A 12,046-nucleotide genomic window follows, 5' to 3' on the forward strand; every position below is an offset into this window, starting at 1 on the left:
TCTACCAAGGAATACGAGACGCTTTTTTAATCCAACGATTTTCATAGGTTATTTTTTAAGCACACAGATTGATCAAAATCTGCAAAAATAAATTGCGTGTAAATTTGTGGTTTATACATTAGAAGCCGCCAATATTGATAAAAGTTCAAGATTTTCCGTATTCTACCGTTAAAAATCTTGAACTTGTTCCATAAAATATCGAGGTCAAACACTGCTATTTCAATGCTTTTTATTGAATCGGTAGACATTAAATAATCGTTTCGTGTGAATATTTAGATAAGAAGAGTTCTTTTACTGTGTCATTACAACCACATAACGATTGCTTTAATTTTTTTAAGTGATTGACTAGGAAGTTTACAAAACAAAATACGCTTCGTTACTTTGTTTTGCTCCCTGTTTGAGTGAATAGTAAAAAAGATAGCCATTCAGATGAGTGGCTATCTTTTTTGTGAGTTTCAAAAATTTATTTATAAACACAAAAGATTTTAAGCTCCAAGAATTTGGGCCTCGCGCTTTTTATCTTCTTCCTCGATTTCGACGAGCTTGTCGGCGTTTTCTATTCGTTTGTATGACGACTAGTCCTGTAATCAACACGATTAAACCAAAGATAAAGGCTAATAGCCATTGAATTTTTTGAATTCCCTTTTCAATAATGGTTTGGACCCCAAAGTTGCTTGATGAGGCTTGGGGTTTGTCAGGTGCTGATTGATTCGGTTTGTTCAAAAGCTTCACGTTTTGTTTTTGACTAGGAATTTTTTCGGAAACAGTTGGTAAACGATTGGCTAATGACAAAGTAGTCGCTTCTAATTGAAAAGTTGGTTGAACATCTTTTGGCATTAAATCGAAAAAACCTTGCGCTAGTTCAAACTTTTGGTCGGCTATTTCTTGTGCGCCAGGTTTTAAAATTTCACGATAAGTAAAATTTTTAAAACCATAATCTAAAATGGCATTGGCAAAAGGATGGCGTTTGTATTCTCCTTCTGGATCTCCCCATTCAGAGACACCTAAAACAATCGTAATTAAACGTAACCCTTCTCGTTGCGCGGTCATCGCAATATTATAACCGCCTGACATGCTCGAACCAGTCTTTAACCCATCGACGCCCGCAAACTCGTAACGAGTACCTGGCAACGAATGATTATACGTGTCGTGCGTCTCCTCATAAGGGGTTCCTTGCATCACGGTTACTTGTCGGGTGTGGGTGTAGTCTAATATTTCTGGGTACTCATTTAATAAATGATACACCAAAATTGAAAGGTCGCGCGCCGTTGTTTCATTGTCTGCCATTGGATCAAGCGAGCTTCCATCATAACCATTGGGAACGTAGAGTCCTGCAAAAGAACCAATGTCTGCACCGGTTGCGTTATAAATCGTTGTATTGTCCATTCCAAGTCGTTGCGCAGTTTCATTCATTTTCGCTAAAAAAGCCACGGGGTCTTTTTCGACTAATTCTGCTAACATAATCGTTGCTACATTTGAAGACGGTACTAATACCATCGGCAGTAAATCTTTTACGGGGTAGTTTACTCCTTCGACAATTGGCGCGTTGCTTAAGGCATAAATTTGAGACATCGCTTGATAACGAGCGTCGCCAGTAATCGTTGTATCAAGAGTAAACTGACCATTTTCGATGGCTTCATAGACTAAATATAACGTCATCAATTTCATAATACTTGCTGGATTTCTTGGCAAGTCCGGATTTTCACCCCACAAATATTTTCCCGTATTGGCATCAATTAGGATAGCTGATTCTGGGCGATCCTGTACAAGTGCTTCTTCCCCAATTTGTTCGATTAACTCCATTACAGAAGGACTGCCTTCATCTGCCAATAGATTTTTTGGTAAAAAAATAAGCAACAGGCTTGCCATTAAACCAATAACTATTTTTGTTCGTAATTTTCTCACTCGTCTAATCCCTTTCGTTGTTTCTTACATAATCATTCATTCCGTTGTTTGCTTTAACCTTCTTAGTATAACAAATCTTCCCTAGTAAAAATAGAAGCAACCACCATTTTTTACTGGTAGTTGCTTCTTCACTAATACAAATAAATATTTTTAAACTCTGGTGCACTGGCTAACTCTTCTTTAAAAGCTTCCAAACCTTTTAATTCAATAATGTTGCGATTAATTTTGGCAAAAGCTTTCGTGTCATAGTATCGTTCGACGATTTCTTGCGGTGCTTTGTTTTGTGCAAAAGCATTTTTAGCCAATTGGAACGTCAAACGCGCGAGATAATAAGTTACATGATGGTTTGAACAAATTTCTATCCCGTGCTTTAATAACGCATCACTTGTTTGGAAATCTTTGATATTCGCATAAAACGAACCACAATAATACAAAATATTTAACATTCGCCAAACATCATGTGTTTCTTGAATTGGTATTTGGTAAACTTCACTTACCGCTTTATTAAAAAAGTATTCGGCTTTTTCAATTTCACCAATATTTTCGTAAACCATTCCCATTCCCGTGTAAGCAAGCAAACCTAAAATCTCGACTTGTTCTTTAGGAATCTCAGAAATCATTCGGTTAAAATAGAAAACGGCATCTGCTGATGAACCTTTTTGTAAAGCAATTAAATAGCCTTTTAAGTAATCAAAAGACCAGCTTTGCGTTTGATCCGTTAGCTGACTTTGATCAATCGTTGCTAATATTTGTTCACTTTCTTGATACTCTTGTAATATTAAATTAAATTCTGCTTTTATTAACTTCTGGTTGATCTCATCTTCTTCTACGCTGACTTCTGGAAACAGCTCACCCAAGCCGATGTTCAAGCGGTCACATAATTGGACTAGGATTTTAACTGTCGGAATTTGACCATTGTTTTCAAAACGACTTAGTGTTGCTTGTGTACAGATTCCTTCGCTTAGTTCTTTTTGTGAAAGACCGAGCGCTTTTCTCGTATTAATAAAATGCTGTATGTCCATCTTTTTTCCCCACCCAATCGTTAGTATGTTTATTGTAGCACAACTTTTAGGCTAAAATAAAGAGAACTCTTTTTTAATTTTTTTGAAAAACGATGCGACTGTAAAGGTGATCGGTAAGCAAATAATAGATAAAATATAATGTGAGGAAGATACCAAAAGCAAGTGGTACCCCACTGTACGGGTTACGCATAAACTCTGTAAACATTTGTAAGCCAAAAAGGACATGTAACATCCCTACAATTCCTGGTAAAAGGAATAAAATCGCAATTTCTTTATGGATGGCTCTTTTTAACAACGTTTGTGGGGCGCCAATTTTAGCCAGCATTTCATAACGCTTTTGATCGTCGGCTGCTGAAGATAAAATTTTAAACATTAAACAACTTGCAAGCATAGTTAAAAATGAAATTCCTAAAAAGAAGCCCATAAATTCAAAACCTGAGAATAGGCTATTAAATAATTCATAGACATAATATTTTTGTGAAAAAGCATTTATATCTTCTAGGCCTTTTATTTCGGGATTATTTGCTTGATTTTCCTCAACCAATGCTTGAATCAGTGGTATATTTTGTTCAAAATCATTGACTTCAATTAAAGAGAGTTGCCCTTCTGAAAGATCAAGGGCCGCAAATTCGTTTGCTGGGAGCATCAGACTTTCTTTGGCATTTTGACTCGTTAATTCAAAACGTTTGATTTGCCAAATCAGCTCTGGCGTACTCAAAAAATCATCTCCAGTGTACTGGACTTTTGTCGCTGTCGTGTTGATTCCTGTTTTTTCTAACACTTTTAGCGGCATTTCATTCCATTCTGAAGCATTATAATAAATTTTTTGGCTATCTTCTTTAAAATGATAAGTTCCTTCAGACACGGGCTCTAACGCTTGTATTTTTGCTTCATTTATTTTTTCACTATGATTTAAAACAAGATCATAGCTTGCTGTTTCTTTGGTCATCGTCGTAACGGCTTGTTTAAAACTCACCCCGACAGTAATGGCGCCAAGAGCCAATGCAAAAATAATGGTCACCATTGCTAATATTTTTGTATAGTCACGAATTCTAAAGTTAAGCTGTCCTAAAGTAAAATTATTTAACCCTTTGGAAGAATAATTGCTCAAACGTTTTAACAAACGAAGCACGGCAATTACGGTTGAATGAAATAAGAAATAGGTGCCCAACGGTACCGTAAAGACTGAGACGGTTAGACCAAAAATTTGGTATTTTGCAATATTTAAGAAAAGATACCCACTAATTAAAAGTAAAATAAAGCCAGTAATTGCCTCTAAAATAAATAAGAAAGGATTATTTTTAACTCGAACCGGCGTTTCTTCTTGTTTTAATAATTGTAAAATTGGTTGATGGATAAGCGATAAAGCATTCATAATAGCAACGATAAAAAATAAAAAGATAAAAAAGAGAATCGTCACCATAAAAGCATGGGTGTTCCAAGAAGAAAAATTGCTCACTTGAATGTTTAAACGTTTCATCAATAATTGTTGAACGATACTCGTTAAGCCAACGCCAAAAATTCCACCAACTAACGTTGAGAAAAAGCCAATTGTTAACGTCTCAATAAAAATCATTGTCGCAATTTTACTAACCTTGGCGCCAAGCATCATTAATAAGGCATAGCTTTTTTGGCGCATATTCATTAAAAAAGTATTGGCATAAAAAATATAGACTACCGTAATTAGACTAAGTAAAACCGTTCCGATGCGAAAGACCACAATGACCGAACCAATCGTTGGGTTACTTAATAAAAATTCTTTATTTAAAGCTAAACTTTCAAACATATAAAAGACGCTTGAAGCAACAAGTAAACCGAAAAATAAGACAAAATAGTCACGCATCCGCGATTTCATCCCTGTTAAAGCAAGTTTAAATAACATCTAGACGTCCCCTTTACTTCTCCAAATTTCCAATCGAAGTTAAAATTTCTTGGTAAAACTCATTTTGTGAAAACCCTTTTCGTTCAAGTGTTTGGTGGATTAGACCATCTTTAATTAATAAGATTTTTTGACAATAGCTTGCTGAATAAGGATCATGCGTCACTAATAAAATCGATACTCGATCTTGTTCATTTAAATCACGCATTAAAGTTAGCAAATCTTTGGCACTTTTAGAGTCTAGTGCTCCAGTTGGCTCATCGCCTAATAGTAACGTTGGTTGCGTAATCAGCGCTCTAGCAGCAGCTACCCGTTGCTTTTGCCCACCAGAAATTTCATTGGGGTATTTATTTAAAATCGCAACAATCCCTAACTTCTTAGCTATTTTTTGCGTACGTGCTTGTATTTCTTTTGCTTTTACACCTTGCAAGCTTAAAGGGATAGCGATATTTTCTGCTGCGGTTAATGTCTCTAACAAATTAAAATCTTGGAAAATAAAACCAATCTCTTTTGCTCGAAAATCAGCTAACGCCCGACCTTTCAAATGGCTAATTTCGCGCCCTTTCATCGCGACACTACCAGCCGTTGGTTGATCTAGTGTTGATAATAAATTTAATAAAGTGGATTTCCCTGAACCAGAAGCACCCATGATTCCAATAAACTCGCCTTCTTCTACTTTAAATGAAATTCCTTTTAGCGCTTTGGTTTGTTCTTGGTCCGGTTTGCCGTAAGTTTTTTCGACTTGATGCACTTCTAAAATAGTTGACACTTCTTTTCCTTCTTTCTACGATTATTTTAATTTAGCTAAAACATTTTCAGGAATTTGACTGACATCGACAGGATTCGGACCTTCGACGATTCGTTTTTTACTAATTTCAGCAGTGACATAAGTATTTGGCGTTAACGGCGTTGGATCTTGGCTTGAAAGCTCGTAACTTTGAACGGCTACCTCGCCTTTTTCATCGACAAATTCTAAAGTATAGTTATAAGAATAGTAATTTGAAATAATTTTTCCTGAACTATCTTTCGTTAATTCTTTATTTGGAACAGTCGCAGGAACAAGGGCATAAGCGGTTTTGCCAACGTAAGTATCATTGTAATATTTATAAGTAATGCCTCCTAAAAATAAAATAATGACGATTCCAATTAGACTGAATATTTTTTTCATTTTTTTCCACCTCAAATAGTTTTGTTTTTTACAATGCTTACTATACGCCCTTTCGACTCAAAAAAAACTTACAAAGATGACACATTTTGTAAGTTGAATGAAAGATACTGAAAATAGGTTTCATAATTGAATAAATACCGTCAGCCCTCGTAATCATTTAATGGCTGACGGTATTTAGCTGTTCCCCTGCGATACTGCGAATAAACATCTTCACGGCTTGTGACAAAGAAACATTTTTCAAATAGCAAATACCGATACTTCTTTTAGGAAGTGCTTGAACAAGTGGAACTTCAAAGACTTCTCGACTCTCTAAATAATGCGTAGAAAACTCTTTAATCACGCAAGCCAAACCTAGATTAATTTTAGCAAAATCTAAGACTAAATCATACGAACCTAGTTCAAAATCTGGCGTGAAAGTGTGCCCTTGCTCGGCTAAATAATTTTCGACAAATCGGCGTGAATTCGACTTATTCTCCAAAAAAATCAGTGGTTGCGCCAATAATGTTTCATAACTAAGCGGGTTTGAAAGCAATGGTAAAAACTTCTCCCCACAAACAAAAATATCTTGGATTTCTTGACAAGGAAGCACTTCAATCGCCTCTTCTTCAATTGGCAAGCTACACAGACCGACATCAACTTTACCTGATTTCAAAAAACTCATGATTTCGGGCGTCGTTCCGTTTAAAATCGTTAATTTAATCCCAGGGTATTTTTCGTGAAATGCTTCTAAATAAGGTAATAAATAATAGCGAGAAATGGTATCACCCACTCCGATTCTTAAGCGACCTGTTTTTAAATTTTTAAAATCAAGTAATTTTTCTTCTCCAACTTGAATCATTCCTAACGCCGATTGAACATATTCTTGTAAAAGTTTCCCTTCGCTTGTTAGAATAATGCCTTTACTCGTTCGATAAAACAATTGAATCTCAAGTTCTTTTTCTAAACGCATGACGGCTTGACTGACTGCTGATTGTGTCATGTACAGCTCTTGTGCCGCTTGGGAAAAACTATTTTTTTGACTAACAATATTAAATATTCGATACAAATCTAAATTCCCAATCATATAAGCACTCCTTATGTCTGATATTATTTATATTAATTTTATTTATATCACATGCATGTGGTATAGTAAACAAGTAAGGTTTTTAAACCTAATAATTTACTCACTAGAGGAGAGATTTGAATGACAAGAGCCGTTGGAACTGTCGTGCGTGGCCTACGTGGTCCGATTATTAACCAAGGAGACGATATTGAACAAATCGTTGTAGACACTGTAATCAATGCAGCAAAAGTGGAAGGATATGAAGTCCGCGACCATGATATTATCTCAATTACTGAATCAATTGTCGCTCGTGCACAAGGAAATTACGCTGACTTAGACGATATTGCAACTGATATTAAAGAAAAATTCCCTAACGGAACAGTGGGCGTCATTTTTCCAATTTTAAGTCGGAATCGTTTTTCTAACATCTTAAGTGGTGTGGCACGTGGGGCGAAAAAAATTATTTTGATGCTAAGCTATCCTTCTGATGAAGTGGGGAATCACTTAGTTGCTTTAGAAGATTTAGATCAAAAAGGAATTAACCCTTGGACTGATGTTTTAACAGAAGCTGATTTCCGTAAACATTTTGGTAACATTGAACACCCTTTTACTGGTGTGGACTATGTACAATACTATAAATCACTTGTTGAAGCAGAAGGTGCTGTTTGTGAAGTGATTTTCTCTAACACTGCAAAAACAATTCTTAACTATACAAAAGACGTTTTAACTTGTGATATTCACTCTCGTTTCCGTACCAAACGTATCTTAAAAGATAATGGTGGCGAAACAATTTACGGTTTAGATGATATTTTAAGTCAATCAGTGAATGGTAGTGGTTTTAATGAACAATACGGCCTTCTAGGTTCAAACAAAGCAACCGAAGAAAGTGTAAAACTATTTCCTAATAACTGCCAACCAATTGTCGAATCGATTCAAGAAAAATTAAAAGCGGCAACTGGAAAAACAATCGAAGTGATGGTTTATGGTGATGGTGCCTTCAAAGACCCCGTTGGGAAAATTTGGGAACTTGCTGACCCTGTGGTTTCACCAGGTTTCACTCGTGGTTTAGAAGGAGTGCCGAATGAAATCAAACTAAAATACCTCGCAGATAACAACTTCGCTCACTTAAAAGGGGACGAGTTAAAAGCAGCTATTTCTGAGCATATCCAAAACAAACAAGAAGACCTTGTTGGGAAAATGGAAGCACAAGGAACAACTCCGCGTAAATTAACAGACTTAATCGGTTCACTTTCTGATTTAACTTCTGGTAGTGGCGATAAAGGAACTCCAATGGTTTACATTCAAGGTTACTTTGATAACTACACAAATTAAGATAAAAAAACAAAGACGATGACCAATTTACGGCATCGTCTTTGTTTTTTTGTGTAGCGACTGGGTCTCTTGCTCTCCTACGAAAAGTTGTTGGAGGGGGAGCCGTGGGACCGCCTCGAGTCTATCGTCTCTCGGCTGCCAAGCTTCAAACTCTGCGTACGCAAAGAACTTTGCTACTCAGAGTTTGAAGCTTGGCTCCTTTTACACGACTTTTCTCCAACAATTTTTCTTCGGCTCGCTGATGTTCCTTTTTTATTCAATTGAGAAAAGACAAGCACACATTTATTTGAGACAAAGAACTCGCTGTTGCTAAGTACTCGTTTTTTCAAATTCTCAAACGAGGAAAACAAGCGCTTTTTTGTATTAAATAAAAAAAGTGTTGCCACTTAATTTGCAGTAACAACACCAGATACTATAGTTTCTTATTTTTACTTATTTTATTTCCTTTGCTTGAAATTTGATTTTTGGTTGTCGGTGAAAATACCATAGCAAGCCAAAAACATGCGCAAAATAGATACTCACGAGTAGTAGTTTTAACCACCACGAAGAGACAAGGATGATCGGAAGCGAAAAAACAACGGCCATTGAAAGAAACATTTTGACTTTGCCTTTTTTTGTCATTTTCTTTTTAACAAAAAGCTCAACAATATACGTTTGATAATAAGACGATTGTGTAAATTTTAGATACAACTTTTCTGAACTTCTCAACCAAAAAAAACCCGTCAATAAATAAAAGCCGGTTGTTGGTAAAAATGGCAGAAAAATCCCTAGTGTTCCCAAGGCAAACGTCAAACTGCCTAAAGCAATATAAATGAACTTCTTCAAATCGAATCCCCCATTCTCTTAAAAAAACAGATAGGCTTTGATTATACCTATCTGTTTTATTTTTGTTTGTTATTTAGCTTTTCATTGATGCGCCGGATACGCCGTCTGCTGAATCGCCATGATCACTTGCAGAAGCACCAGAGACACCGTCTGTTTGCTCACCGCCAACTAATTGTTGACCGGTTTGTTTCAAGTACCATTCAATTGTTGGTTTTAAATCCCAAATAAATTCGTTGATGCCCATGTACTCGCCATTTTCATCATGCATCGCTTGGTAGTTGTGTACGATGTATTTTTCAGGTACTTGTTTTGGTACGTGTACACGAACACAATCCGTTGCGCCAGAACGCAATTGTTGAATGACCCATTCGACGTTTTTGAACGCGGCTTCTGGGTGACATTTTGCTAGCGGGTTACCAACTTGGCCTGGTGTACGAGAAGCTAACATATCGCCTGCTTCCATGGTCTTATTATAATACAAGAATTGATTATTGTGGTCAGCATAAGTTAATTCCATTGGCATTGAAGATAAGAAGTAATTTAATTGATCGACCGTTAATAAACCACGGTCTAATTTTACATAGTCGTTGCCTTCCGCAGCATTCACTTTTGCAGCGGCTTGCTCTAACCAATCTTCTGCATACATATCCACGCCTTCAACCGTTGTATCAACTTTTCCAGTTGCAAATAAATCTTCTGGTTCAAGCGCTGGTTTTGGCCCTTGCATCACTGACACGACGTCAATAAATTGGGCGAATTTTTCCAAACAACTTGTTAAGAAATCAATTGTTCTTTGTTCTTTTAAATTATTATTTTCGTCAAAAGCTTGTTTTACGTTGCCAAGTAAAAACTCATTACCAGGCATAACAATCGCATTTACTCCCGGTGCATCTAAAATCTGACGTAAGTGCAACTGGGCACGTGAAGACCCTTGACTAAAGTATGAAGCACCGACAATCATCACTGGTTTATTTTCAAATGGGTGTAAATTGAAAGAGTACCATTCTAACGCTGATTTTAAAGCAGCTGGAATCGTATGATTATGTTCTGGTGTTGCAATAATCACGCCGTCTGCCATTTTAATTTTTTGGTTAATGTATTGAACAGGTGCGCTATTTGATTGATCATCGCTTTGGTTAAATAATGGTAAATCTTTAATTTCCAAAACTTCTAAAGTAAATAAATTTTTATATTTTTTAGCAATATATTGTAATAGTAAACGGTTATATGAAAATTCTGCGTTTGATCCAACGATTCCGACTAATTTCATTTTAATTTCCCCTATTCTTAGTTATTTTCCCATGAAAAGTTTTCTGCTGCTTTTTTATTGGCGGCATGTGCGTGATTTAATTGTTTCATAATTTCCACAAAGGTGTTGAAGTCTTCAAATAATCCTTCTAATTGTTGAATGGTTTCTGGATTTTTCAGATTGCCTTCTTCGTCAAAAGCTTGTAAAGAATGCCCTAATAAAAATTCTGAACTTGGCATAATCCGTGCTTTTAATTCAGGTGAATCTAAAATTTGACGTAAATGGGCTTGCGCACGAGAGGAACCAAGCGTGCCATAAGAAGCACCAGTAATCATTACAGGTTTATCAACAAATGGGTAAATGCCATAAGATAGCCAGTTTAACGCGTTCATTAATGATGCTGTCACCGCATGGTCATATTCTGGTGTGCTAATAATCACGCCATCTGCCGCTTCAATTTTATCTGCTAGTTCTTGCACAACTGCTGGTACTTCCATTTTTTCTGGCTTATTAAACATCGGAATTTCTTTAATTTCAGTTACTTCAATCGCTGCTTCATTTGCAAAATGTTTTGCCATAAATTGCAACAACGTTCTATTTGTTGATTTATCTGAGTTTGTTCCTACTAAACCAATATATTTTTTCATGTTATTCTTCCTTCCACTTTAAAAACATTTATTATTAAGCAATATATTTTTTCAACTCAGGCGAATAGTAAACTTCACCCGTGTTGGTAATGACAATGGCTGAAATATCAGGCAAGGCGTCAACCGTTGCTAAAATTTGTTGTGGTGTATGACCAAATAAACGCGTCGTCCATATCTCACCATCAATTGATTGTTTCGAAACAATCGTTAAGCTTACCACCGACGTTTCGATTGGGTAGCCTGTTTGAGGGTTAAAAATATGGTGGTAAGTTTTTTGACTTTGCGTTAAGCTTCGTTCATAAACCCCTGAAGTGACCACTGATTGATCGCAAATTTTTAAAATAATTAATGATTGATTGCGAGGTTTCGTTGGGTTTTGAATGCCAATACGCCAAAGTTGATCTGAATGATTCGAGGCTTTACCGAAAGTGACTAAATTCCCCCCTAAATTGATTAACGCAGCATTCACACCGACTTCTTTTAAATACTTCACAATTAAGTCTGCGATATAACCTTTTGCTAAACAACCTAAATCGATTTTCATTCCTTCTTTTGCTAAATAAACTTGACCTTGTTCTTGATTTAACAAAATATTTTCAGGGCTAATGAGTGATAAACAATGGTTAATCGCTGTTTGACTGGGTACTTTTGCATCACTAAAACCAATGCGCCACGTTTGAATGAGTGGGCCAATTGCAATATTTAAGTGACTATCTTTGGCTAAACTTTGCCTTTTTCCAATCTCAATTAACTCAAATAACTCGGGGTGAACTTGAACCCACTTTTTGCCGGCTTGTAAATTTACAGCCATCAACTCAGAGCTTGAGTCATTCGCGCTAAACCGCTTTTCATAACGTTTTAGTCGTTCGATTGCTTCGGTTAAAATCGGCTGTGGGTTGTCATGTTCGATGGTTAAATCGATGATAGTGCCCATTAAACGCACTGTCTGTTTTTCTTTTACCAAACTTGATCACCTT

11 protein-coding genes are annotated in these 12,046 nt (G+C 36.3%); 1 reads left to right on the forward strand and 10 read right to left on the reverse strand.

What is annotated here, in order from left to right:
* Positions 1 to 516: 516 nt before the first annotated feature.
* The 6 genes from JOD14_RS03890 to JOD14_RS03915 form a co-directional block, all read right to left on the reverse strand.
* On the reverse strand, positions 517 to 1,905 hold the full coding sequence (locus JOD14_RS03890) for a DUF1958 domain-containing protein (protein WP_204653392.1): 1,389 nt from the start codon (positions 1,903 to 1,905) through the stop codon (positions 517 to 519).
* A 131-nt stretch (positions 1,906 to 2,036) separates the two neighbouring features.
* A complete protein-coding gene (locus JOD14_RS03895; protein ID WP_204653393.1) occupies positions 2,037 to 2,927 on the reverse strand; it encodes a helix-turn-helix domain-containing protein in 891 nt (296 codons plus the stop codon).
* Between the two features lie 73 nt (positions 2,928 to 3,000).
* The gene (locus tag JOD14_RS03900) at positions 3,001 to 4,809 is read right to left on the reverse strand and encodes an FtsX-like permease family protein (RefSeq protein WP_204653394.1); all 1,809 of its coding nucleotides are present in this window, start codon (positions 4,807 to 4,809) and stop codon (positions 3,001 to 3,003) included.
* Positions 4,810 to 4,822: 13 nt separating this feature from the next.
* A complete protein-coding gene (locus JOD14_RS03905) occupies positions 4,823 to 5,575 on the reverse strand; it encodes an ATP-binding cassette domain-containing protein (protein ID WP_204653395.1) in 753 nt (250 codons plus the stop codon).
* Between the two features lie 21 nt (positions 5,576 to 5,596).
* Positions 5,597 to 5,974 (reverse strand): DUF1093 domain-containing protein, encoded by a 378-nt coding sequence (locus JOD14_RS03910; protein ID WP_204653397.1) that lies wholly within the window; start codon positions 5,972 to 5,974, stop codon positions 5,597 to 5,599.
* 157 nt (positions 5,975 to 6,131) lie between these two features.
* Complete coding sequence (locus JOD14_RS03915) at positions 6,132 to 7,037, reverse strand: LysR family transcriptional regulator (RefSeq protein ID WP_204653399.1); 906 nt, start codon at positions 7,035 to 7,037, stop codon at positions 6,132 to 6,134.
* A 120-nt stretch (positions 7,038 to 7,157) separates the two neighbouring features.
* Here JOD14_RS03915 and JOD14_RS03920 point away from each other — a divergent pair, with 120 nt between their 5' ends.
* Positions 7,158 to 8,348: a coenzyme F420-0:L-glutamate ligase gene (locus JOD14_RS03920; protein WP_204653401.1), complete on the forward strand. Its 1,191-nt coding sequence runs from the start codon at positions 7,158 to 7,160 to the stop codon at positions 8,346 to 8,348.
* 432 nt (positions 8,349 to 8,780) lie between these two features.
* On the opposite strand, the gene JOD14_RS03925 is transcribed toward JOD14_RS03920, so the two are convergent.
* From JOD14_RS03925 to JOD14_RS03940, 4 genes are all read right to left on the reverse strand, one after another.
* Positions 8,781 to 9,173, reverse strand: coding sequence for a YbaN family protein (locus JOD14_RS03925; RefSeq protein WP_204653403.1), 393 nt, complete (start codon positions 9,171 to 9,173; stop codon positions 8,781 to 8,783).
* Positions 9,174 to 9,246: 73 nt separating this feature from the next.
* Positions 9,247 to 10,443, reverse strand: a complete 1,197-nt coding sequence (locus tag JOD14_RS03930) for an NAD(P)H-dependent oxidoreductase (RefSeq protein ID WP_204653405.1) — start codon at positions 10,441 to 10,443, stop codon at positions 9,247 to 9,249.
* Between the two features lie 17 nt (positions 10,444 to 10,460).
* The gene (locus JOD14_RS03935) at positions 10,461 to 11,069 is read right to left on the reverse strand and encodes an NADPH-dependent FMN reductase (protein WP_204653407.1); all 609 of its coding nucleotides are present in this window, start codon (positions 11,067 to 11,069) and stop codon (positions 10,461 to 10,463) included.
* Positions 11,070 to 11,103: 34 nt separating this feature from the next.
* Positions 11,104 to 12,003 (reverse strand): FAD:protein FMN transferase, encoded by a 900-nt coding sequence (locus JOD14_RS03940; protein ID WP_204653448.1) that lies wholly within the window; start codon positions 12,001 to 12,003, stop codon positions 11,104 to 11,106.
* Positions 12,004 to 12,046 lie beyond the last annotated feature (43 nt).

It is taken from the genome of Enterococcus lemanii (genome assembly GCF_016909125.1).
Lineage (GTDB): Bacteria > Bacillota > Bacilli > Lactobacillales > Enterococcaceae > Enterococcus_I > Enterococcus_I lemanii.